This is a genomic window from Streptomyces sp. SBT349 (assembly GCF_001083795.1).
In the GTDB taxonomy this organism is placed as follows: Bacteria; Actinomycetota; Actinomycetes; order Streptomycetales; family Streptomycetaceae; genus Streptomyces.
This window is the reverse complement of the sequence record NZ_LAVK01000152.1, coordinates 1-20,881: the sequence shown is the minus strand read 5'-3', so window position 1 is coordinate 20,881 and position 20,881 is coordinate 1. Positions and strand designations below refer to the sequence as shown.

Annotated in this window: 28 protein-coding genes; 7 read left to right on the top strand and 21 right to left on the bottom strand. The window is 70.4% G+C overall.

The features are described from left to right. From ADY01_RS19500 to ADY01_RS19445, 14 genes are all read right to left on the bottom strand, one after another. Positions 1-743: hypothetical protein (locus tag ADY01_RS19500; protein ID WP_049575002.1), on the bottom strand; the 743-nt coding region annotated here is incomplete at its 3' end. Positions 744-762: 19 nt separating this feature from the next. Further along, positions 763-978 carry a hypothetical protein gene (locus ADY01_RS19495; protein ID WP_324613117.1) on the bottom strand — a complete coding sequence of 72 codons (216 nt, stop codon included), beginning with the start codon at positions 976-978 and terminating at the stop codon, positions 763-765. Between the two features lie 175 nt (positions 979-1,153). Further along, the gene (locus ADY01_RS19490; RefSeq protein ID WP_107081763.1) at positions 1,154-3,379 is read right to left on the bottom strand and encodes a cell division protein FtsK; all 2,226 of its coding nucleotides are present in this window, start codon (positions 3,377-3,379) and stop codon (positions 1,154-1,156) included. A gap of 128 nt (positions 3,380-3,507) precedes the next feature. Next, positions 3,508-3,642, bottom strand: coding sequence for a hypothetical protein (locus tag ADY01_RS41315; RefSeq protein WP_267888450.1), 135 nt, complete (start codon positions 3,640-3,642; stop codon positions 3,508-3,510). A 12-nt stretch (positions 3,643-3,654) separates the two neighbouring features. Next, positions 3,655-3,990, bottom strand: coding sequence for a hypothetical protein (locus tag ADY01_RS19485; RefSeq protein WP_063784285.1), 336 nt, complete (start codon positions 3,988-3,990; stop codon positions 3,655-3,657). Continuing rightward, the gene (locus ADY01_RS19480; RefSeq protein ID WP_159001298.1) at positions 3,987-4,217 is read right to left on the bottom strand and encodes a hypothetical protein; all 231 of its coding nucleotides are present in this window, start codon (positions 4,215-4,217) and stop codon (positions 3,987-3,989) included. The genes ADY01_RS19485 and ADY01_RS19480 overlap by 4 nt, the downstream gene beginning before the upstream one ends. After that, positions 4,214-4,900 (bottom strand): hypothetical protein, encoded by a 687-nt coding sequence (locus ADY01_RS19475; RefSeq protein ID WP_049574992.1) that lies wholly within the window; start codon positions 4,898-4,900, stop codon positions 4,214-4,216. Before ADY01_RS19475 ends, ADY01_RS19480 begins: the two co-directional genes overlap by 4 nt. Then, positions 4,897-5,133 carry a hypothetical protein gene (locus tag ADY01_RS19470; RefSeq protein WP_049574989.1) on the bottom strand — a complete coding sequence of 79 codons (237 nt, stop codon included), beginning with the start codon at positions 5,131-5,133 and terminating at the stop codon, positions 4,897-4,899. Before ADY01_RS19470 ends, ADY01_RS19475 begins: the two co-directional genes overlap by 4 nt. Then, positions 5,130-6,149 carry a DUF2637 domain-containing protein gene (locus ADY01_RS19465; protein WP_234320313.1) on the bottom strand — a complete coding sequence of 340 codons (1,020 nt, stop codon included), beginning with the start codon at positions 6,147-6,149 and terminating at the stop codon, positions 5,130-5,132. The genes ADY01_RS19470 and ADY01_RS19465 overlap by 4 nt, the downstream gene beginning before the upstream one ends. After that, on the bottom strand, positions 6,149-6,325 hold the full coding sequence (locus tag ADY01_RS39195; RefSeq protein WP_159001296.1) for a hypothetical protein: 177 nt from the start codon (positions 6,323-6,325) through the stop codon (positions 6,149-6,151). The genes ADY01_RS19465 and ADY01_RS39195 overlap by 1 nt, the downstream gene beginning before the upstream one ends. Continuing rightward, complete coding sequence (locus ADY01_RS19460; RefSeq protein ID WP_049574986.1) at positions 6,322-6,960, bottom strand: GGDEF domain-containing protein; 639 nt, start codon at positions 6,958-6,960, stop codon at positions 6,322-6,324. Before ADY01_RS19460 ends, ADY01_RS39195 begins: the two co-directional genes overlap by 4 nt. Then, positions 6,957-7,328, bottom strand: a complete 372-nt coding sequence (locus tag ADY01_RS19455; protein ID WP_049574983.1) for a hypothetical protein — start codon at positions 7,326-7,328, stop codon at positions 6,957-6,959. The genes ADY01_RS19460 and ADY01_RS19455 overlap by 4 nt, the downstream gene beginning before the upstream one ends. Beyond that, complete coding sequence (locus tag ADY01_RS19450) at positions 7,325-7,609, bottom strand: hypothetical protein (protein WP_049574981.1); 285 nt, start codon at positions 7,607-7,609, stop codon at positions 7,325-7,327. Before ADY01_RS19450 ends, ADY01_RS19455 begins: the two co-directional genes overlap by 4 nt. 150 nt (positions 7,610-7,759) lie before the next feature. Then, positions 7,760-7,954, bottom strand: a complete 195-nt coding sequence (locus ADY01_RS19445; RefSeq protein WP_049574978.1) for a hypothetical protein — start codon at positions 7,952-7,954, stop codon at positions 7,760-7,762. Between the two features lie 594 nt (positions 7,955-8,548). On the opposite strand from ADY01_RS19445, the gene ADY01_RS19440 reads away from it, so the two are divergent. Beyond that, complete coding sequence (locus ADY01_RS19440; RefSeq protein ID WP_049575007.1) at positions 8,549-9,310, top strand: helix-turn-helix domain-containing protein; 762 nt, start codon at positions 8,549-8,551, stop codon at positions 9,308-9,310. Further along, positions 9,310-9,783, top strand: a complete 474-nt coding sequence (locus ADY01_RS19435) for an NUDIX hydrolase (protein ID WP_049574976.1) — start codon at positions 9,310-9,312, stop codon at positions 9,781-9,783. The genes ADY01_RS19440 and ADY01_RS19435 overlap by 1 nt, the downstream gene beginning before the upstream one ends. Here the strand turns inward: ADY01_RS19435 and ADY01_RS19430 are convergent. The 3 genes from ADY01_RS19430 to ADY01_RS36090 all read right to left on the bottom strand — a co-directional run bounded on the left by ADY01_RS19430 (position 9,771) and on the right by ADY01_RS36090 (position 11,465). Beyond that, positions 9,771-10,340: an HD domain-containing protein gene (locus ADY01_RS19430; protein WP_199826264.1), complete on the bottom strand. Its 570-nt coding sequence runs from the start codon at positions 10,338-10,340 to the stop codon at positions 9,771-9,773. The genes ADY01_RS19435 and ADY01_RS19430 overlap by 13 nt on opposite strands. A gap of 11 nt (positions 10,341-10,351) precedes the next feature. Continuing rightward, on the bottom strand, positions 10,352-10,801 hold the full coding sequence (locus tag ADY01_RS19425; RefSeq protein ID WP_049574962.1) for a GntR family transcriptional regulator: 450 nt from the start codon (positions 10,799-10,801) through the stop codon (positions 10,352-10,354). 424 nt (positions 10,802-11,225) lie between these two features. Then, a complete protein-coding gene (locus tag ADY01_RS36090) occupies positions 11,226-11,465 on the bottom strand; it encodes a hypothetical protein (RefSeq protein WP_053170986.1) in 240 nt (79 codons plus the stop codon). 1,105 nt (positions 11,466-12,570) lie between these two features. Between ADY01_RS36090 and ADY01_RS39190 the strand changes: the two genes are divergently transcribed. Both ADY01_RS39190 and ADY01_RS39185 read left to right on the top strand, forming a co-directional pair. Further along, on the top strand, positions 12,571-13,098 hold the full coding sequence (locus ADY01_RS39190) for a hypothetical protein (protein ID WP_159001294.1): 528 nt from the start codon (positions 12,571-12,573) through the stop codon (positions 13,096-13,098). A gap of 84 nt (positions 13,099-13,182) precedes the next feature. Next, positions 13,183-13,650, top strand: a complete 468-nt coding sequence (locus ADY01_RS39185) for a hypothetical protein (RefSeq protein WP_159001292.1) — start codon at positions 13,183-13,185, stop codon at positions 13,648-13,650. A gap of 323 nt (positions 13,651-13,973) precedes the next feature. On the opposite strand, the gene ADY01_RS19410 is transcribed toward ADY01_RS39185, so the two are convergent. After that, complete coding sequence (locus ADY01_RS19410; protein WP_049574955.1) at positions 13,974-14,657, bottom strand: response regulator transcription factor; 684 nt, start codon at positions 14,655-14,657, stop codon at positions 13,974-13,976. Next, the gene (locus tag ADY01_RS19405) at positions 14,648-15,820 is read right to left on the bottom strand and encodes a sensor histidine kinase (RefSeq protein WP_049574950.1); all 1,173 of its coding nucleotides are present in this window, start codon (positions 15,818-15,820) and stop codon (positions 14,648-14,650) included. Before ADY01_RS19405 ends, ADY01_RS19410 begins: the two co-directional genes overlap by 10 nt. A 157-nt stretch (positions 15,821-15,977) precedes the next feature. Here ADY01_RS19405 and ADY01_RS19400 point away from each other — a divergent pair, with 157 nt between their 5' ends. After that, complete coding sequence (locus tag ADY01_RS19400; protein WP_049574947.1) at positions 15,978-17,264, top strand: serine hydrolase domain-containing protein; 1,287 nt, start codon at positions 15,978-15,980, stop codon at positions 17,262-17,264. Between the two features lie 22 nt (positions 17,265-17,286). On the opposite strand, the gene ADY01_RS19395 is transcribed toward ADY01_RS19400, so the two are convergent. Next, positions 17,287-18,171, bottom strand: a complete 885-nt coding sequence (locus ADY01_RS19395; protein WP_049574943.1) for an SDR family oxidoreductase — start codon at positions 18,169-18,171, stop codon at positions 17,287-17,289. After that, positions 18,168-19,115 carry an EamA family transporter gene (locus tag ADY01_RS19390; protein ID WP_053170983.1) on the bottom strand — a complete coding sequence of 316 codons (948 nt, stop codon included), beginning with the start codon at positions 19,113-19,115 and terminating at the stop codon, positions 18,168-18,170. The genes ADY01_RS19395 and ADY01_RS19390 overlap by 4 nt, the downstream gene beginning before the upstream one ends. A 103-nt stretch (positions 19,116-19,218) precedes the next feature. On the opposite strand from ADY01_RS19390, the gene ADY01_RS19385 reads away from it, so the two are divergent. Beyond that, a complete protein-coding gene (locus ADY01_RS19385) occupies positions 19,219-19,734 on the top strand; it encodes a MarR family winged helix-turn-helix transcriptional regulator (RefSeq protein WP_049574938.1) in 516 nt (171 codons plus the stop codon). Between the two features lie 259 nt (positions 19,735-19,993). Next, a partial coding sequence (locus ADY01_RS19380) for a serine/threonine-protein kinase (protein WP_049574936.1) occupies positions 19,994-20,881 on the top strand: 888 nt, incomplete at its 3' end.

The window sequence follows — 20,881 nt, the reverse complement described above, 5'->3', positions numbered from 1 at the left end:
CGGCGGTCGGTGGCCTTCTGGGGTGCGGAGGGCAGGCGGTAGCGGGTGATCTGCGCGGCGGTCACGCCAAGCCGTGCGAACGTCGGCGGCGCGGCTCCCAGGTCGAGGGCGAAGGCGGTGATGTCCTCGGCTGCCGAGTCGAGGATTGACAGGCCGCTGGGGTCGTGGTCACCGAGGTGGAGAACGGCGGTGGGCACCTCGCGCCAGGCGATGCGCTGCGCGGCGCCGTGTTTGACGGTGACGGAGTCGAAGCCGCCGGAGCTGTAGGTCGTCACCCCGTATTCGGCCGCCACCCGGGCGACCATGGGCACCATGCCCGCCGCCTCTACCCACAGTTCGACCGCTTGGGGCTGCCCGTCGTCCAGGGCGTGGGTGTAGGACTGCGCGGTGTGGCGGATCGCGCGCCAGAACTGGGCGGGGTCGTCCCATCCGCCGGCCGGTATCTCGGTGCCGCCGTCGTCGCGGATGGCGTGCATGGGGATCAGGCGGGCGCGGCGGGCGCGGTTGAGGGTTTCCAGGAGCCGGGCGTACGCCTGTTCCGTCTTGTCGTAGCGGTGGGCGCCGACCAGCCGGTAGAAGACCTGGCGGGCGGTCATCGGCAGGTACTCGCGGTTCTCGTCCAGGACGGCGCGGACCTGGTCCACCAGGTCACGGACGTGGGGGCGGGGGGTCCATTCGGCGAAGCCGCGGGGGCGGGTGCGCTTGTAGGTGCGGCCTGACACGGTGCCGGCGGTCTGGTTCACGGTTGTTCTCCGTTCCGTCTCAGCGGGTGCCGTTGCGGTAGGTGCGCGTCCACGCGTTGTGGATGCGTCGGCCGGTGCGCAGGCGTCGGCCGACGCCGCGGCAGCGGCGGCAGTCCTTGCCGCGCTTGGGCTTGCCGCGGCGGGTGGTCTCCAGCGCGAAGCCGAGTCCCTGGCACTTCCGGCAGGGCCCGAACGGGGAGACCGCACACAGACTGATGTAACCGAACGTAATCACGGCAGGGATGGCGATAGCGGCGAGGAAGGGGGTCACGAGGGGCCTCCACGGCCTGTTCTTGGGTTTCCGCTGGTGGGGCGCTATGCGCTAGTCCGCTGATCAAGCGGTGGATGGGGTGCTAGCGGGGGTGCTACCGGTAGCAGGTGTGCCTGCTACCGGTAGCACCGTTCCCCGGCTAGGCCGCACCCCGGTTTCCGTCACGCTCCGTCATCGCGGTGAGGATGTGGGCGCGGACGATGCCACGGCGGGTGGTCCGGCGTCCGTCATCCGTCGTCCCGGCCACGTCGGTCGCCTTGACGCCGAAGGGCTTCAGGGCCGCGGTGATGTTCTCCGCGCGCCAGCCGGTGTAGACCTCGGGCCGCAGCCCGGCCAGGCGGGCGGCCACCCGCTCGTTCCAGACCCGCTCCTCGGTGTCCGGGACGATGGTGAGGATGTCGGCCAGCAGGTCATAGCCCGGCCCCTGCTCGGTGTCGTCGGCCTGCTGACCGGCCGCGTGGCCGGTCAGGTTCCCGGCGAGGAGGCGGGCGGCGCGGGCCCGCATGGCGATGGTGTCGGCCATGACCGCGTCGGCGAACGTCGCCCGGACGATCCGGGCGTCGGACCCTTCACCGACGAAGTAGCAGATGCCCTTGTCGGCCCAGGCGAACATCGTGGCCCGCACCCCGCGCTTGTACGCGGACGTGCCCAGCACCATGTCGTTCTCGACCTGGGACATGACCTTCAGACTCCAGCGGGCCCCGGCGTTCGCGCTGATGCCGGTCGGCAGGGACTTGGCGTCCGGCCGCTGGGTGGCCAGGAGCAGCACGATCCCGGTGGCGGGTCCGCGCTTGACCAGGTCGGTGCAGATGTCCTCGAACTCCGCGCCGTGCTTGGGATGTTCGAAGAGGACCTGGCACTCATCGGCCCCGATCACGATCGGGTGCAGTCCCAGCTCCTTCTTGTCCGCCAGCTCGGATGTCACCTTGGACTCCGGGCACAGGTCCCTGGGCAGGGAGCGGATCACCTTCGTGCGGCGCCGCATCTCGGTGCGGACCGCGCGCAGGTCGGCCAGGATGTATTCGATGTCCTCTTCTTCGTCGCCGGCGCGGTGGCGGTGGGAGACGCGGTCCCCGACCGGGTCGAGGTCGCCGGTGCCCTTGAGGTCGTAGGTGTGCAGCTCCGCCCGCGGGTCGAGCGCGGCGATCAGCATGAGCAGGCGGAGAAGGAACGTCTTGCCCATGCGGGGGATGGCGCCGATGATGCCCGCGATGTACATCAGGGTGAGGTCCACCCACCGGCCGCGCTGGTCCGTACCCCACGCCACCGGGCGAAAGAGGTTCACCGCGCCGGTCTTGGCCAGCGGCCAACTCGGCTGCTTGGCCTTGGACATGTCCTGGTCCCCGACCCACAGCACCAGACGCCCGGTGTGCTCATCCGGCACCGCCTCGGGCCACACGCACCCGAGCGGGCGCCGCAGACCGGACGCCAGACGCTCGCGGCGGTCGATGACATCGGTGACCGTCACACCGAACGGCAGGTCGCCCTCCGCACGCCAACCGGGCCCGTCGCGGGTGATGGGCGCGGTGAACGCGATCCCGTCCCGGCCCTTGGCCTGCGCCTGGTTGATGGCGGTGATGCCCAGCGAACCCAGCGCGCGCAGCACCATGTCCGAGGTCAGCTTGTCCGCCTTGGGCCGCTGAACGGCGCGGTGGATCACCGGCGCATCCGCCGGCGCCCCGACCCATCCCAGGGCGAACACCACCGACGCCCCCGCCGCCACCGACACCCAGGTCGGCGCCAGCACATACAGCGCGATAGCCGCCCCGATCCCGACCACCGACGCCAGCACGAACAACAACGCCCGCAACCGCACCCGGTTGTTGCGCTGCGTCGACAGCCGCAGGTACTCCACCGTGTGCGCCTCGGAGACCGCCCACCGCCGCAACGGACGCGACTCCGCATCCGAGAGCCAACGCCCCGTCGCGCCGATGGCCTTGGCCGCGCCCTGCGGCGAACGCGCCGCGAGCTTGGCCGCGTACAGCGGGGAACGCACCGCGTGGAACGCCGCGATGTGCCCCGCGTACCCGGCAGCCCAACCCGCCGCCGCCTTCAACTCCGAACCGGAGCGCACCCACCCGGGCAGGATCGCCCGACGCTTCGCACGCCGCGCACCATCCCAGTACCGGACCCGATCCCCACCCGGAACATCGACCAACCGCACCGCGCCCGGATCGGCCGACCCGTCCGCGGCACCATCGCCCGATCGATCGGGCGATCCATCGCCCGATCCGGCGGTCCCCGGGTCGGCCGATCCGATCGGCCGATCCGCCCGCGCCGATCGGGCCTTGTCCAGGTCGATCGGATCGGGCAACGGATCGGGCGCCGGTCGGCCGGTCATCTCCGCTTCCAGTCGCGCGAACATCTCGCGCTCGTTGTCGTCATCACTCGCGTGATTCACTGAAGACTTCCTCTTCTCGAACTCGTTGAGGGAACCCCCGGGGCCCGACCCTGCGGCCCGCCAAGACAGCGGGTCGGGCCCCGGGAAGCAGGTCAGTACAGGTCGGGGTCGCAACCCAGCTCGATGTCGCGCTCCCGGTCCTCGTAGGCGCGCTGGTCGCAGTCGGGGCAACCGCAGTAGGTGTACGAGCCGTCGATGAACTCGGCCTCACACTCGAAGTCGTCCACTGGACTGGCTCCTCACAGGTCGAACAGGCTGTCCTGTTCCGGATCGGGTTGATTGCGGCTCTGCCGGTTGGCCGCCCGGCGGGCGCCGTCGTGGCACTCGGGGCACCACGCGAGCAGCTCACCGCGCGACAGCGCCGCGGCAGCCAGACCGGTCACGGTCGGGTCGGCCGGCGCGGCGATCAGCCGCACCGGCGCCCGGTGCTTGGACGCGTACCGGTCGTGCTCCTTCGGGCAGCGCCCCTCCCCCTTCTTGTGGGGGTTGCCGCACTCCCCGCGGCACTGGCACCGCCTGCCGGCCGCGGCCATCACCGCGCGCCAGGTGCCGGCGTACACGATCGGCTCACTCACGACCCCACCCCCCAGATGTGCGGGGAGGGGTCGATCAGGACGATGCCGCGCGCGTACTCCGCACCGGCCACCTCGTACGGCTCGGCATCGTCGTATTCCAGCGGGCCGCACTCCGGGCACTCCGGTCGGCTCGGCAAGGACCCGAGCAGCACCACCGCATCCGGCGGCGCATCCGCCAAGGCCGCGGCCAGTTCGCCGACCGTCATCCGCTCCGCGGGTCGTCTCATGCCGCCACCTCCGCGGTGTCGAGTTGGGCGATGGCCTGCTCTCCGAGGAAGCGGGTGTAGGCCGGGGGGATCGCCTCGGTCAGCTCCTTGTGGTCGGCCGTCCAGTCGATTCCCAACGCGGCCCGCATCTCGGGGACGTTGGCCTTGCCGCCGCCCTTGCCGTAGGCGGCCAGGAACTCCCCGTCGTGCCAGGCGCCGTGGCGCCAGCCGCGGACCCTGCCGCGGTGTGGGGGGTGCGGCAGGCCCATGGGGAACCAGCCGTGCACCTCGAACGCCCGGTGCCGGAAGATCGGAAGGCCGAACTGCGTGCCGCACAGCACCACGTCCCGCCGCATCGGCGCGGTCATGCTGTTCTCGATCACCCACGGCCGGCCCGTCGTGAGCATCGCCGCACGACCGGACGCGATCAGGTCCGGGTAGGTCTCCCGTAGATGCGCGTTCGTGCCCAGCGCCAACGCGTTGTCGTGCTGGCAGGGCCACGACGCGTGGATGAAGTCGAACCCCGCGCCGTGCTCGGTGACGTACTCGATCGCATCGGCCCGGACGAACGAGAACGGGTAGGACGGGCGCGGGGCGATGTCCACCCCGATCACCTCGAACCCCGCGTCGTCGTAGCCACGGCCCGCGCCGCCCGCGCCGCAGCACAGGTCCAGAAGCCGCGGCCGGCCACCGCTGCGCGTCATGCCGACACCCCCCCACGGCCCCGGCGGGCCCAGCGGCGACCGGCAATGACACCGGCCACGAAGGTGATGACGAGCGGCTGAGCGGACGCCCACACCGCGAGCGGTCCGGCCAGGGTCAGCAGCGCGGCGGCCAGCCACGCCGCGGCCTGGGGGGCGAGCAGGACCAGCAGCACCACGACCGCGGCGAGCAGCGGCCCCACCGCCCGGCGGCGCGGGATCAGCGTCGTGTTCACGACCCCACCCCCACCGGCTCACCCTGCGGTGCGGTGGCCTGCTCGCGCTCGGACCGCAGCACGTCCCGCAGGGCGCGGGCGCGGTCCGGGCCGATTCGCAGGGTGGTGCGGATCTTCTCCGCGTTCAGCTTCTTCATCGGCCACCCGGCGGTCTTCTCCCGGGCCTCGCTGAGCAGCTGCTCATCCGTCCGGCGTGCCGGCGCCTTGCCCCGGGCCGTCTTCCGGGCGCGGCGCGGCTTGCTCTCGCCCTCGTCGGCGGTGGCGCGGAGGGGCTTGGCGGGCATCGTGGGGATGCCGAGGCCGCCGCCGTTGCAGATCGCCGGCCGCTGCCCGTCGCCCGCGGCGCCCTGGGGGGCGAGGTCTCCGAGCTGGAGGAGGATGCGCTGCCTGCGGGGTGCCTTCCGGCGCCAGGCGCGGCCGTAGGTCTCGCGCAGGTCGGCGCGGGTGAGTTGGCGTTCCCGTTCGCGGGTGAGGGCGGTGGTGTAGCTGGTGGTCTCCCACAGCACCATCCGCCGCCACAAGGCGAACGTCGAGAGGGGGGCGAGGAACCAGCGGGAACGGCGGATGCGTTCCATCCGCCTGCCCGTGGCGGCGCCGATCTGCACGGCGTAGACGTGCGCGGCGATCTCCGACAAGACGACCCACAGCAGCGGCATCGTGCCGTGCGCGATCTGCGCCGACAGCGATTCACCGGCCGCGATGTTCAGCCAGCACGTCACCAGCGTCAGCACCCACGGCACGAACCGCACCCACGCAAGCCGCATGTCCATCCGGATCAGCAGCAGATTGGCCAGGGTGAACGTCGGGATGGCCACGTCGATGCCCACCGGCAGCATCCACGGATGCGCGAACCCCCAGCGCCGCGCGGCGGCGGACAACGCCTCGAACGAGGACGCCAGCCCCAACCCGCCGACACCGACACCGCCGACAATGCCAGCCCCGAACAGCCACCTCTCCGCACGCCCCAACGACGGCGGCGCCGCGGGCGAGGCCACGGTCATGGCGTTTCCGGTCATCACATACCACCGCCCCGGTACCCGGTCAGCACACCAGCCACGAACGCCAGGACGTCCGGCCGGGTGACCGCCCACACGGCCAGCGTGAGCAGGCCAGCAGCCAACACCAGCAGCGTCAGGCCCAACACCGGCACCGGTCGAAGTCCGGGACGGCGCATCAGCGTCGTCTTCCTCATGCCGCACCGCCTTCCAGGTCGGTGCCGCGGCGGCCGTCCCGGCGGCCGTTGACCGTGCGGTAGGCGGGCGTGAGGCTCGGGGCGACCGACGGGCCGCCACCGGTCTGCTTGGCCCGGAACATGGCCTCATCCGCCACCCGCAGCGCCACCCCGAGCGGCGTGCCCGCCGGGGCCCACACACCGCCGACCGACGCGCCGACCGCCAGCGTCCGCCCTTCGTAGGAGAACGGGGCGGTCAGGCAGCCGTGCAGTCCCCCGAGCAGCCACCGCAGAGTCACCGGGTCGGCCAGGGGGACCACGGCGGCGAACTCGTCCCCGCCCAGGCGGCCCGTGACCCCCGGGTCGGTGCACACCGTGTTCATGGCCGCCGCTGCCATGCGGATCGCCTCGTCTCCCGCCGCGTGGCCCCATGAGTCGTTCACGGCCTTGAAGCCGTCCAGGTCCACCAGGACAACCGCCGCCGAACCCCCGGACAGCAGCCGCGACGCGGCCTGCTCGAACCCCTCACGCCGCGCCAGACCCGACAGCGGGTCACGCCTGGCCGTATCCAGGCGGCGCCGCAGCCACGCCGCGTGCACCGACCAGCCACCCACCAGCGGTAAGGCCGCCACAGCAGCAGGAAGAAGCGTGCTCACAGCCCCTCACCCGCCCCGGCGGCGTCGGCCATCTCGCGCAGTTCGTGGGCCCGGTAGCGCAGGTTCATCCGGTCGCGCGGCAGTTCGGTGGTGGACCGCTCCATCCACAGGTCCGCGATCTCGCGCAGCACCTCGGCGTGGGCCTTGGCGCGCTCCGCGTGGGCACGCTGCAGCCACGAGGCGATCACGACGACGGTGGACCAGTCCCACCCGGCCAGCCACTCCGCGATGCGCTCGTCGTAGGCACCGAGCTCAACCCCAGCGACGCGCAGGGCGTCCAGGACCATCGCCCGCTGCGCCTCGCGGGGCATGAAGCCGACCGGGCACGTCTCGATGGGCCCACTGGGAACCCGAAGACCCTCGCTCATGCCGCAACCGCCTTCCGCGCCCGGCGCGGGCGGTTGATCACCAGGACGGTGCTCAGCAGCTCGGGCACCGGCGTGGCGAGCAGCTGCTCGGCAATCTGCCGGGCCAGCCGGTCGCGGCAGTCGGCGAGTTCCGGGTCCTCGGTGAACAGATCGCGCGCCGCATCCAACCGAGCGTCGCGTTCCTTCTCGCTTTCGTTCTCCTCACCGAGCAGCAGGCCAAGGGCCAGCTCGGTGAAGTCGTCCTCACTCAGCACCTCATGGGCGCCGATGAAGTTCCTCACAGGTCTCTCCTGTTCTGAAGAACGGGGATAGGCCCGGGGCGGTGGGTGACCTTGGTGAGGAGTCCCACCGCTCCGGGGGCGGACAAGCTGTCCGGCTCCCCACGTCGCCCCACCCTGAGGCGGGTGAGGCGACACAGGCAGCCGTCAGGGTCAGGGCTGCCTGGTGTTGGCAGCGGCGTTGCCCGACGCGTTCTGGTAGGCGGCCTGGTAGTGCGGCAGGCTTCCCGTCGACGGGTGCTGCGGGGTCGAGGTGATCTCCCCGATCCGCTTGGCCAGGCCATCGGCCCGGTTCTGCTCCTCAGCGGCGAACGCCTCGGAAGGCTCCTGCTTGCGTCCCCATGCCATTCCGGTCACCGCCCCGCGTTCTCGCGGCTGCGCTTGTTGGCCTCAGCGACCTTGCGCGACAGTTCCTCGCGCTCCTCATCGGTCAGCCCGATGTCGGCGATACGATCCACGGAGGATCACTCCTAGTTGTGTAGGCGTTGATCTGAGGCCCTGACCGGCGTTCCAGCGCTGGTCAGGGCCGTTGTCGTGCGTGGGCGGGGGAGGGGTCGCACCTCCGTCTCCTCGGAGACCCACTGAGGGCCGCCCTTGGGTTGGCGTCCGCCGTGCCCTGCACCTCCCTTCGAGGGGCGTTGGCGGAACCCATGTAGCTCTCTGTTCAGTTGTGAAGAAGCCGCCGGTCACGCACGGACGGGGCGCGCAGCGGAGCTGCCTTCCCCGGAGCCGTCCGGCCGGTCGCCGAAGCGATGCATGTATTACATGCCTCGCATGTTGGTCCTGTCAAGTCGGGCGGACTGTCGTCCGTCCTCATGGAGGATTTCTTGGCGTGCCCTCAGCATCCCCGCAGCTCAGGGGAGTTGGGCACCGCGAGCATGGACATCCCGGACCCAACTCCGTAGCCTCAGGAAGTCCCTAGAAGTCCCTGCGGGGGTGGAGATGTCCAACGAGCAGCTGCGAACGGCGATGCTCGCCCGAGGTCTAACGGTCCGGGACCTGGCGGAACGGCTGAAGGTCGATCCGAAGACCGTCGAACGATGGATCACCCAGGGCAAGACGCCGTACCGCCGGCACCAGTACGCCACCGCTGTGGAACTCGGAGTCGACGCAGCTCTGTTGTGGCCGGACGACTCCCGGACCGTCGCCGGCGCTGCTGACCTCAGTAAGGCCGAGATCGTCACCGTTTACCCGCACCGGCACGTCGTGCCCAAAGACCTGTGGAGGGAGATCTACGGGCGTGCGGAGCGGCACCTTGACGCGCTGGTCTACGCCGGCGGCTTCCTCTCCGAGGATCCCCTGTTCTTCGCGATGCTCGGGGAGAAGGCGGGGACGGCGCAGATCCGGATGCTCCTCGGTGACCCGGACTGCCCGGCCGTGACCCAGCGGGGCATTGACGAGGGGCACATGATCATGGGTCCTAAGATCCGGAACGCCTTGGTGCACTACCGCCCTCTGATGTCCAGCCATCCCCAGATCGGCTTCCGGCTGCACAACGCGACGCTCTACAACTCGATCTACCGTGGCGATGACGAGATGCTCGTCAACACGCATGTGTACGGCATCGGTGCCTACCTGGCGCCCGTACTGCACCTGCGGCGGTTGCCCGGGGGCGGCCTCTTCGACACATATGCTCAGAGCATCGAACAGACCTGGTCACGAGCTCGCCCCGTGGCCGAAGACGACTTCCCGAAAGCTGGGTAATGGGACGCATCGACTATCTCCACGACCCGGACGCCCCGCCGGTGAACTCGGTTGTCCCCTCCGTGGTCGCGTTCATCCAAGACACGGCCGGACGCCTCTTGATGATCCGGCGCTCGGACAACGGCCGGTGGGCACTGCCGGGCGGCGGGCACGACTTCGGTGAGTCCATCAGCGACACCGTCGTGCGCGAGGCGAAGGAAGAGACCGGGATTGATGTCGAGGTCATCGACATGTCGGGGATCTACACCGACCCGGGGCACGTGATGCTGTACGACGACGGGGAGGCGCGGCAGCAGTTCAGCATCTGCTTCCGCGCCCGGCCCCTGGGCGGCGAGATTCGCACCAGCAGTGAAACGACAGAGGTCCGCTGGATTGACCCAGCGGACCTGTCGAACCTCGACGTGCACCCCACCATGCGTCTGCGTATCCAGCACGCCATGGACGGGACGCGGACGGCGCCCTACATCGGCTGAGCCGCCGTGCTCTTCGCTCCGGACAAGCGGGTGAGAACGCGGGCGGTGGCGGCCAGGATCTCCGGCTCGGCACGTCGGATGAACGTCCCGATCAGGCTGTCATCGCCGTAGCGCCCGCAGATCTCGTTGATCCGGTCCACGGGGTTCGTCGGCGTTCCGTCCGGGGTGGTGCTCATGTCGCAGTAGCACAGCGCGTCGTCCAGCTCGGGCGGCTCATGGGGGAACTCGCCATCGAGGGCCCCGAGCAGGCCGCGCGCCTCGGCCTCCATGCAGGCACAGGAGTGGTGGGCAACGAGCCGAACGACGCGTTCGTCCGCGCCGACCTTGCGGAGGTACCGGGCGCCGTCCAGCGGGTGGAGCCCGGTGTCCACCAGTTCCGGGGAGTAGCCGATGTCATGCAGAACGGCGGCAGCTTCCAGCAGCTCGGCATCCTCGCTGAGGATGGGAGCCAGTGTGCGGGCCCGCTCCGCGACGCCGCGGCAGTGAGCCCAACGGCGGGGGAGTGGCGCCGCAAGCAGCGATTCGGCCAACGGGTATGCCCAGGCAGTAAGTCCCATGCGGTTCAAGGCTACGATCCCGTCTGCTGGTCAGGCAGAGCGCGAACGAGCCGAGGTTTGCCGGGGGCGCGCTCAAGGAGGCCGGCGCCCTCAAGCTCCGCCAGGGCTGAACGCACGGCAGTGCGCGAGCGACCGAAACGGGCGCACAGCTCTGCTTCGCTGGGGAAGGCGTCGCCGGCGGCCAGGGCGTCCTCGGCAAACACCGCCCGCATCCGTTCCACCAGGGGCCGCACGTCGTCGCCGCCCCGGACGACGCGCCAGCCCGCTCCTTGAACCGAGGTGACTACGCCATCGCGTTGGAGGCTCTTCAGCGCGCGGGTGATCAAGCTTCGGGAGGCTCTGTGCTGCTGCATCAACTGACTAACCGGCGGTAGCGCGTCAGGCGCGCGATCCTCGCCGATCTGCGCTCGGATTGCTTCCGCCACTTGCAGGTACGTCCCGCGAGGACTGGCCTGCGACATCCGCTTCCCTTCCGCTGAGAGTGTGCTCGCACGGCTGCTACACCGGAGGAGCTGCATAGCCCCACTATGCAGCGCCAACCTTAAGGTTCGTGAGCTGCGATCTTCCTGGACCCAGTGCGGACCACAGACACGGGGCCAGGCATCGCTGGCCACGTCTGTGCAGGTCAGAGAGAGGGAGCAAAGCTTTCCGTCAGAGGACTGTAAATCTGCCGGCTCAGCCTTCCCAGGTTCGAATCCTGGCGCCGCCACCCTCAACGAACGGCCTCTGAGCTGCGGAAACGCGGCCGGGGGCCGTTGTCGTTCCCTCGAACACTCGTCAGGCTTAATGCGCCCTATGTCCCACTCGGTCTCGCTGGGTTTCGGGTGCTGACCAGCGCGTGTGGGGTATTCGTGGACGGAGCTGAGGGTTCCGATGGGGTGCGACTCAGGTCGGGCTGTTGCTCCGCTCGGCGAGACGGGCGGCGATCTTGGCGTTGGTCGCGTCGTCGCTGTCGTTGATGAACTTCGTGGACACGCGGAGGAGTACGACGACGCTGTGCCCGGCGCGTTTGGCGACCGTCTGCGGGTCGGCGCCGCCGGCGAGCCGGGCGGACAGCCCGGCGTGGCGCAGGTCGTACGGTCGCTCGGCGAGTCTGGTGTTCCGCTCTTCGGGAGCGAGCGCCACTGCTCGGGCTCGTGCCCATACCTCCCCGTAGCCGCTTTCCTGGAGCAGTCCACCGCGGGAACAGCCGTCCGTCCGGCGCGGTCCCGTAGGCGTCGATGTGCCAGCGGAGCATGGCCACGAGTTCCGGCGGAATCGGTACCGCGCGTACCGTCTTGCGTGAACGCTTCTTGAGCCCTCTGCGGTCGTGCGCCTCGCCGCTGTCCGTCCAGGCGCTTCCGGCCCGTGGCAGAGTCTGCTGGAGCCGGAGCAGGCGCCACCCGCGGCGCGGCAGATAACACTGGGACGGCTTCAGCCCGATCACTTCTGCGGGCCGGGCTGCGGCGAAGTAGAGGCATCCGAAGAAGGCGACCACTCGTCGGCCGCGTCTGCCCTGTTGCCCCACCGCCCGCAGCAGAGCCCGCGCTTGGTCCGGGCTGGGGACGATGTCCGGATCGAGTTTTTCCTCCACCGGCTCAGGCAGCGACCACCTCACCCGCGGGATCGGGTTGTCGGCGAGGAACTGGGACTCGATGGCGAAGACGACCGCGTTGTGGAAGATGGCTCGCTTCCGGCGGATGGTGTGCGGGGAGGCCGTGGTGCCGTCCAGCTTCCGTTTGAGCGTGTCGAGTGCTCGGCGTGTGATCACGAGGTCGGCGAGGGCCGATGTAGGGAGCGACTTGGCCTCGAACCAGGCGAGTACCTCTCGCACTTCGTCCGTTGGGTCGAGGTCCCAGCGGTTCTTGTTGAACGCCCAGCCGTACAACGCGCGGCGGACGGTCCGCATATCGGCCATGCCTCGCGTGTCCTCCACCAAGCCCGGCGTCGCCGTGGCCATGACCTCCGCGAGCGTCCTCCGCGTTGTGGCTGGACACCCTGCCACTTCATCTCGATGTAGTCCCGCGCGTGTTGGTACCAGCTCACCTCCCGTTGTTCGCGGAACTCTGAGAGTGGCAGTCCGCTCACCTCATCAAAGGTTTCTCCTTGCTGGACCACGAGATCTCTCCTACGAGGCCATCGCCGACGCCCTGCCACCTGCCCCCCAGACAGCCCGCCTCAGCGGAGCCGACGCCCGCGTCCGATAGGTAGTCGTCGCACTGAGGCGACCCCAGGGGCTGGTGTACCCATCATGTTTCCGCAGGGGGCGCGATCGGGCAGGGCGAGGGCGCGGCTCGCCGCCGACCCCACCACCGGCGAAACCGCCCCCAGGCGCGTCACCCGGGAGATCACCGGCGACGGCGAGAAGAACCTCGTCGACATCACCGTCACCGCCATCGAGCACCGCACAGCCGAGGCCACCGGGGACCGACGCGCTCGTCCACAACGCCGCCGGATGCATACCCGAACTACGCGACTGGGCGGCCCGCTACTTCCGGGTGGGGCCGAACAGCCAGGCGGTACAGTTCAGCAGGGAACGCATGAACTACATCCTCATTCGTCACCACCGGCAGTATTCGCCACGTCTCCGACGCAGACACAGACATTTTTCCGGGACGGTATGACGATCTCCGATGTCGAGGACGTGATCAGGCGCACGGTCATGCAAAATCGGGCCGAGATTGCCACGGTGTACAGCGTCATTGACGGCGTTCGTTACGAGCTGACGGTCAGAGTCGGTCTCGTCCAGCATTTCACACCACTGAAACCGCGGGGCTGATACGCCCACCCGCAGTCTTTAGCCAGCTGCCCGCCGCGGGGTAGGGTAACCCCGGGGCTGGGCAGCGACAGCGAGGATCATGACATGGCGGACAGGCAAGCCCTGCCAGCAGGGGCGACAGGCAAGCGGCAGCCCACAGATCCTGAATTCTCAGGAGAAAGCGTACGGCTCTTCAAAGCCGCTTGCCATGCCGCAAAAAGAGCCCCAGGTATTCAGCTCATAGAGATTGCCGCCCCGCTTAACTTCGCGAGCTACTACACCGCTCGACTTAGTCGATTCGAGGAAGAAGTGACCGCCCTGGGGCACATCAGCCTCCCGTGGATCGCCTTCGCAAGAACTGATAGAAACGTCAAACTGCACCCGACATTCGTGGCGCCGCCGGCCTGGGCCGTACAGTATGCCGAAGCTGGACTCACAGTGCTCCTTCCCTCCTTTGTCGGCAGGTCGGTAACCGAGTTCAACCTAGCGGAACTGCTTCAGATCGAGACCGAGATGATCGACCTGTGCAATCCTCAAACCATCGGCGAATTGCTTTTCAACTGCTGGGACTAGCAGACCAGCGGGATGAGCGTGGTGGCATGCCGACGGGCCGAGCCGCACTGAGAATGAGGCGCGCTGGCGGGCACCCGAGCCCCGCTGTGGGACATCTGTGGGGTGGCGGGCGCCAGGAGAGGGGAACTCCCTGGTCAGAGGCCTGCGCCGGGCGAAGGCCGTTTCTCTTCTGCGAGCAGTCTGCTCGGCGAATTCCCCTGTCTGTCCCGATCTGTCCCGATCTGTCCCACTGGCTTTCGCGTGCTGACCAGCGCGTGTGGGACATACGTGGGACGGAATCGCGGGCCGAACGGCTGGGTCCGTCGCATGAGGCACGGCGCTGTTCATGGCCGTGGGTGCGATGTCGTCGGGGAGAGCGTGGTACCGCCGTGGTGACGGAGGTAGGCCAGGACGGCGCGTACGCGGCGGTGGCCGCTGTCGCCGGCTGACAGGCCGAGTTTGAGGAAGACGTTGCCGATGTGTTTGTGGATGGCGTTGTCGGTGATGACGAGTCGTCGGGCGATGGTCGCGTTGTCGTGGCCTTCGGCCATCAGCGCGAGGACCTCGCGCTCGCGTGCGGTCAGGGAGTCGACGGGATCGCCGCGTGCGGCGAGGAGTTGGGCGATGACCTCGGGATCCATGGCGGTGCCGCCGCCGGCCACCCGGCGCAGCGCGTCGGTGAACTCCGCGACGCGGCTCACCCGGTCTTTGAGCAGGTATCCGATGCCGCCCCCGGCGTCGGCGAGGAGGCGGCCCGCGTATTCCTGTTCCACGTACTGCGACAGGACCAGGACGGGAAGTCCGGGATGGTCGTGGCGGGCCTGGACCGCGGCCCGGATGCCCTCGTCGCGGAAGGTCGGGGGCAGCCGCACGTCCACGATGGTGACGTCCGGGCGGTGGCTCTCGACGGCGGCGAGGAGGCCGGGGGCGTCGGCCGCGATCGCGACGACCTCGAAGCCCTGGGAGTTGAGCAGGAGCTCCAGCCCGGATGCGAGCAGGACGTTGTCCTCGGCGATCACTACGCGCACGGCAGCTCCACGGTGATGGTGGTCGGCCCGCCCCGCGGGCTGCTGATGGTCATGGCGCCGTCCAGGGCGGCGGCGCGGCGGCGCATTCCGTCCAGGCCGGACCCTCGGGCGGCGTCCGCTCCGCCGGTCCCGTCGTCGGCGATCTCCGCGCGGAGCAGCGCGCCGTCGCGGGTGACGCGAACCGAGGCCTCGGTGGCCCGGCTGTGCCGGGCGATGTTCGCCAGTGCCTCGGTGACGGCGAAGTACGCGACGGCTTCGACCGCCGCGGGGATCTCGCCGAGCGGGCCGACGTGGATGCGGGTCGGCACCCCGGCCCTGGTGGCCAGGGTGCTGAGCGCGCCGGAGAGGCCCAGGTCGGCCAGCACCGGGGGATAGATGGTGCGGATGACGGAGCGCAGCTCGGTCATCGCGTCCTCGGTCTCGGCGTGGGCCTGCCGTACCAGGACGGCGGCGGCCTCGGGGTCGTCGGAGTCGCCGGCCACGGCGAGCCGCATCGCGATGGCCACGAGCCGGGCCTGGGTGCCGTCGTGCAGGTCGCGCTCGATCCGGCGGAGTTCCGCACTGTGCGCCTGGAGGACGTCTGTACGTGTCCGGGTGAGTTCGGTGACGCGTTCGACCAGGTGCTCCGCGGGCGAGGGCGCCAGGACCGCGAGGCAGCACCGGGCGTGCGCCCGGGCGAGCGGCGGGAGGGCGAGGGCGGCCAGTGCCGCCAGGACCACGAGATTCGTCAGGCCGAGCGGCAACGCGGTGCCCCAACCGGTGAGGCGATCGCTGACCACGGGCAGCCACGGCGCCGTGGGAAAGGCCCACCACAGCATGGTGATGAGGGGAGTGAGGAACAGGCTGCCCAGGAGGAGCAGGGCAAGGGCGCCCGCCGGCAGACCGGTGACCACCTGTGTCACGAGCCACCCGAGGTTGCGGAGGGCGGCGCGTGGGCGCGGCTCGACCGGCCGTCCCAGCAGCGTCCCGGCGCGCCGGCGTTGGTGCTCCGCCCAGGGCTGTGCCAGCGACGGCACGCACAGCAGGGGCGCCGCGGCGAGCGTCACCGTCGCGGCCACCAGGGTGCCCAGCAGGTAACGCCCGCCACGCCGTGTCGCGAGCCACCGGGCGCGGGCTGCGCGGGCTGCGCGGGCTGCGCGGGCTGCGCGGGGTATGCCGAGCACTCGTGTCGCTTCCCATGGTCGTTCGGGAGGGTGGTGGGAGACCCCACGGCGTTCACCCTAGGAAACCGTGCGCCCCGCGGCACTACAGGTAGCTGTACCTCTGGTTCGGGAGCCTGCGGTAGCGATCGGCGATCCTTCGTGTACCTAGCGTGGAGGCATGACATCCACAAGCCCGGCCTCCGCTCCGCACGACCGGAACACCCCCTCGCCCGCCCAGCCCGCACGGCGGCGGCACCGCCGCGTCCCCGGCCGGTGGCTGGTCGTCGCCGCGGCGGCGCTCGCCGCCGGCACGGCCGTCGCCACCCAGCTGCCGGCCGACGCGCGCGATGCGCGCGACGCGCGCGACGCGACCGCGCCCGGATACGGGCAGGACGACCTGAGCCGGGACACCGAGGCCATCCGGGCGCTGGGGATCACCGGCGTCCAGGCGCGGGTGACCACCGGCGCCGGCCGGGACCTGGTCGCCGCCAGCGGCGTCGCCGAGGTGGGGACGGACCGTCCGGTGCCCCGTAACGGCTATTTCCGGATGGCCAGCACCGGCAAGGCGCTGGTGGCCACCGTGATCCTGCAACTGGTCGACGAGGGCGAACTGGCGCTCGACGACACGGTGGACCGCCGGCTGCCCGGTCTGGTGGACGGCAACGGCAACGACGGGCGCCGGATCACCATCCGCCACCTCCTCCAGCACACCAGCGGCCTCCACGACGATCTACCCGGCTTCGCCACTCCGCAGGAGTACGACGAGCACCGGTACGACACCCACACACCCCGGGAGATCGTCGCGCGGGCGATGCGGCACCGCCCGGACTTCGCACCCGGCGACGGGTGGGGTTACTCCAACACCGGCTACGTCCTGCTCGACATGATCATCGAGGAGGTCACGGGCCACCCCTGGCACCAGGAGGTCGAGGATCGGATCCTGCGACCACTCGGCATGAACCACACCTACCTGCCAGGCGGCACCCCCACCCTCCGCCGTCCCCACGCCAACGCCTACGAGGTCTACCCCTCCGGCGAACGGGTCGATGTCACCCGGGTGATCGTCCCCGACCCCGGCGGCTACGTCTCCACCACCGCGGACGTCAACCGCTTCTTCCAGGCCCTGCTCGGCGGCGAGTTGCTGCCCCGGGCACGGCTGGCCGAGATGCGGGACACCGTCCCGGTCAACGAGGAGATGCGGGTGTTCTGGCCGGACGGGCGCTACGGCCTCGGCCTGGTCAACCGGCCCCTGTCCTGCGGCGGCGGCTACTGGAGCCACGAAGGCGGCGAGAGTGGCTACATCACCCTGAACGGCGCCACCCACGACGGCAGCCGTACCGTCACCGTCTCCATGTCCACCGCCCTGGGCGACTCGCTCGACAACACACTCCGACAGGAGCGCGCCGCCGGCGATCTCGTCGACCACGCGCTCTGCGACACCCCCGGCACCGGTCGGGCCACGTAAGGGCCTTGCGGGGGGCATGGGTTCAGCTGCCGTTGCGAGGGGTGAATGCCGTGGCGTGGTCGTGGATGAAGTCGGTCACGTCGCGCGGGGGGCGGCCGAGCAGCCGGGCGACCGTGCCGGTGGTGAAGTCGCCCCAGCCTGAGGCATATGCGTGCGCGTATTCCTGGAGCATGTCGACGATCCATGGCGGAATGCCGTGGCCGAGCAGCGTCTTGCGCCGGGCGTCGTCGCCGACCGGCAGGTAGGTGACGGGCCTGCCGAGCGCGCGGCTCATGCGGTCGGCGATCTCGTCGAACGTGAGTGAGCGCGGCCCGGTGAGGGTGTAGGTCCGGCCGTGGTGGCGGTCCGGGTCGTCGAGGAGCACCCGGGCGGCGCATGCGGCGATGTCGCGTGCGTCGATCGCGCCGATCCGCGCCGCCGCCATGTTCAGCGAGAACGTCCCCGTGGCGGCGATGTCGTCCGCGTCGTTGAGCAGGTTGTGCATGAACCAGTGCGGACGCAGGATCGTCCAGCGCAGGCCGCTGCGTTCGGTCTCCTGGTCGGAGAGCGCGTGCAGCCTGCCGCTGCGGTTCGGGGCGTCGTGTGCCGCGCCGACGACGGACAGGCGCACGACGCGTTCCGCGCCGGCCTGGCGCGCGGCCCACAGGGCGTTCATGTTGTTCTCGGGGGCGCGTGGACCGTTCGGGGTGAGAAGCCACACGTCCTGGACGTCCTGGAAGACGGGCGGCAGCGTCCTGGCGTCGTCGAGGTCGCCGACGACGACCTCGGCGCCCTTCTCGCGCGGACCGTCCGCCGTGGAGGCGTCGCGGACCAGGGCTCTGAGCTTCACGTCCGCCCCCCGCAACGCTTCGATGAGCGCGGTGGACACGGTCCCGGTGGCCCCGGTGATCAGTACGGTGCGCGTCACGCTCGGTCTCCTTGCCGGGTACGGGATATGCGGAGCAGGTCGCGGACCGTGCCGGGTGGCAGTTGCGCGGCGGCGACGGCGGCCAGCGCGAGCACGAGTCCGGCGTTCTGCGCGGCCGTGAGCGTCTCGTCGAGGAAGAGCAGGCCCAGGGCCGTCGCCACCACGGGTGAGAGCAGGGGGAGGAACGAGATCGCGACGACGGGCAGCTTGCCGATGCCGTTGAACCAGATCGGGTAGGACAGCAGGGCACCCACCACGCACAGCCACGCGTAGCCGCCGACCGCCCGGCCGTCGAGCGCGGGCGGCAGTCCCTCCGATGCGAGCGCGAGCGGGATGAGCACGAGCCCGCCCGCGGTGAGCTGCCAGCCCGCGATGGCCACCGCGCCGACGCCCTCGGGGCGGCCCCAGCGTTTGGTCAGGACGATCCCGCCCGCCATCACGGCGGCGGCCGCGATGCCCGCCATGAGGCCGAGCGGGTCGAACGAGAGCCGCCCGCGCAGCACCATCAACCCGACGCCCACCATGCCCGCCAGGCTCCAGCCGAACCGCCGGCGGGTGGGTCTCTCACCGAGGAGCAGGAACGCCAGAGCCGCGACGAACAGCGGCTGGATGGTGGTGAGGGTCGCCGCGATGCCGCCCGGCAGGCGATAGGCGGCGACGAACAGCAGGGCGTTGAACGCGCCGATGTTCAGGGTGCCGAGCAGGAGCGAGCGCCACCACCACGCGCCGTGCGGCAGCACGCGCGAGAAGGCGAGCAGGATCAGCCCCGCGGGGAGTGCGCGGATCACGGTGGACACCAACGGGTGGCCCGGCGGCAGGAATTCGGTGGTGACCAGATACGTGGTGCCCCAACTGACCGGCGCGGCGGCGGTCAGCGCGGTCACTCCCAGGGTGCTGGCGGGCGGGGACGCGCTGATCGCGTCCGACCGGCTCGGGGATGACACAGACCCATCTCCTCAACGTTGAAATATTCAACGTTGAGATTAAGCTCCTGCTAGCCTGGCGTCAAACATCTTCACGTTGAGACATCCGGGAGGCTGCGGACCCGTGGAGGACAACGTCGACTGGCGGCTCAACCAGTGGCGGACCGAGCGGCCCGACATCGACCCCTCGCCGATGGGCGTGGTGGCCCGGATCCAGCGCGCCTGCCGCCTGCTCGAACACGAGCTGCGCGACAACTTCGCCCGGCACGGCCTCCAGCTGTGGGAGTTCGACGTGCTCGGAACGCTGCGCCGGTCCGGCCCCCCGTATCGGCTCACCGCGGGACAACTGGTCGAGTCGGCGATGGTCACCTCGGGAGCGATCACCAACCGCATCGACCGTCTCGTCGCCAGGGAACTGGTCACCCGCGAGGTCGATCCCCACAACCGGCGCAGCGTGTTGATCACGCTGACCGAACGCGGCCGCGAGCTGATCGACACCGTGGTCGTCGACCACGTCGAGCTTGAGGCCAAGCTCCTGGGCACACTGGAGACCACCGACCAGGAGCGCCTCGCCGACCTGCTGCGCGAACTCCTCACCAGCCTCGGCGACCACGCACCCGGCAACCCGCTCAATCCCTAGAATCCCTTGACGCGTAAGTCCCCTGTGGGCGCACCGACTCGATGTGCCGGTGGACCGACGTCGACGAACCCGGTCGCGGAGCCTGAGTCCCCGTCTCATCCGGCTCCACGCACGGCCGTTCCGGCATGTCCCGGAGCGGGCCCCGGCGCATCAGGGCCGCCAGGCTGTAACCGAACTGATTCGATTTCGCCGGATCGCATCGTCCCGCCGTGGCTAGGGTGAGCCCGTGCCAGCGCCTCTGAATGCCGAAGACCCGACCATGATTGCCGGTTACCGGCTCACCCACCGCCTCGGTGAGGGCGGGATGGGCAAGGTCTACCTGTCCCACACGCCCGGCGGCCGGCCCATCGCCATCAAGGTGATCCGGCCGGAAGTCGCCAGCGATCCCGAGTTCAGGCGACGGTTCCGCCAGGAGGTGCGGTCCGCCGAGCGGGTGCAGGGTCTGTTCACCGCTCCCGTCATCGACAGCGACGCGGACGGGCCGCAGCCGTGGCTGGCCACGGCCTATGTGGCGGGGCCGTCCCTCCACGAGGCCGTTCGGAACCACGGCCCGTTGCCGGTGCCGGCTGCGGCGTGGCTACTGGCCGGCATCGCCGAGGCGTTGCAGGCCATCCATGGCGCGGGCGTCATCCACCGCGACCTCAAGCCGTCCAACGTCCTGCTTGCCGCGGACGGACCGCGGGTGATCGACTTCGGTGTCGCGCGGGCCGCTGACGCCACCTCGCTGACCCGCAGCGGCGTCGCCGCGGGGACACCCGCGTTCATGGCGCCGGAGCAGGCGATGGCCCAGCAGGTCACGCCCGCGGCGGACGTCTTCGCCCTCGGTCTGATCGCGGCCTTCGTCACCGCGGGCGCCCCGCCCTTCGGGGACGGTTCCTCACCGGCCGTGCTGTACCGCATCGTTCACGAGGAGCCCGACCTGTCGGCGGTACCGGCGCCGCTGCGCGAGCTGACGGCCCGTTGCCTGGCCAAGGGCCCGGCCGATCGTCCCTCCCCGGCCCAGGTCATCGAGCTCTGCCGGCAGGTGACGGGCACCGGCCCGCAGCCCGCGCATGGCTGGCTGCCGCCCGCCGTGACCGCCGAGATCGACCATCACGCGGCAACGGTCACCTCCCTGGCCGCTCGCACAGCGCCGCCGCCCCCGCCC

What these genes read in the sequence shown, in the direction of transcription:
- ADY01_RS19490 (WP_107081763.1), bottom strand. Translation starts at nt 3,379, where the DNA reads ATGTTCGCGCGACTGGAAGCGGAGATGACCGGCCGACCGGCGCCCGAT.
- ADY01_RS19480 (WP_159001298.1), bottom strand. Translation starts at nt 4,217, where the DNA reads ATGAGACGACCCGCGGAGCGGATGACGGTCGGCGAACTGGCCGCGGCC.
- ADY01_RS19475 (WP_049574992.1), bottom strand. Translation starts at nt 4,900, where the DNA reads ATGACGCGCAGCGGTGGCCGGCCGCGGCTTCTGGACCTGTGCTGCGGC.
- ADY01_RS19465 (WP_234320313.1), bottom strand. Translation starts at nt 6,149, where the DNA reads ATGACCGGAAACGCCATGACCGTGGCCTCGCCCGCGGCGCCGCCGTCG.
- ADY01_RS39195 (WP_159001296.1), bottom strand. Translation starts at nt 6,325, where the DNA reads ATGAGGAAGACGACGCTGATGCGCCGTCCCGGACTTCGACCGGTGCCG.
- ADY01_RS19455 (WP_049574983.1), bottom strand. Translation starts at nt 7,328, where the DNA reads ATGAGCGAGGGTCTTCGGGTTCCCAGTGGGCCCATCGAGACGTGCCCG.
- ADY01_RS19445 (WP_049574978.1), bottom strand. Translation starts at nt 7,954, where the DNA reads ATGGCATGGGGACGCAAGCAGGAGCCTTCCGAGGCGTTCGCCGCTGAG.
- ADY01_RS19440 (WP_049575007.1), top strand. Translation starts at nt 8,549, where the DNA reads ATGTCCAACGAGCAGCTGCGAACGGCGATGCTCGCCCGAGGTCTAACG.
- ADY01_RS19435 (WP_049574976.1), top strand. Translation starts at nt 9,310, where the DNA reads ATGGGACGCATCGACTATCTCCACGACCCGGACGCCCCGCCGGTGAAC.
- ADY01_RS19430 (WP_199826264.1), bottom strand. Translation starts at nt 10,340, where the DNA reads ATGGGACTTACTGCCTGGGCATACCCGTTGGCCGAATCGCTGCTTGCG.
- ADY01_RS19425 (WP_049574962.1), bottom strand. Translation starts at nt 10,801, where the DNA reads ATGTCGCAGGCCAGTCCTCGCGGGACGTACCTGCAAGTGGCGGAAGCA.
- ADY01_RS39190 (WP_159001294.1), top strand. Translation starts at nt 12,571, where the DNA reads ATGTTTCCGCAGGGGGCGCGATCGGGCAGGGCGAGGGCGCGGCTCGCC.
- ADY01_RS39185 (WP_159001292.1), top strand. Translation starts at nt 13,183, where the DNA reads ATGGCGGACAGGCAAGCCCTGCCAGCAGGGGCGACAGGCAAGCGGCAG.
- ADY01_RS19400 (WP_049574947.1), top strand. Translation starts at nt 15,978, where the DNA reads ATGACATCCACAAGCCCGGCCTCCGCTCCGCACGACCGGAACACCCCC.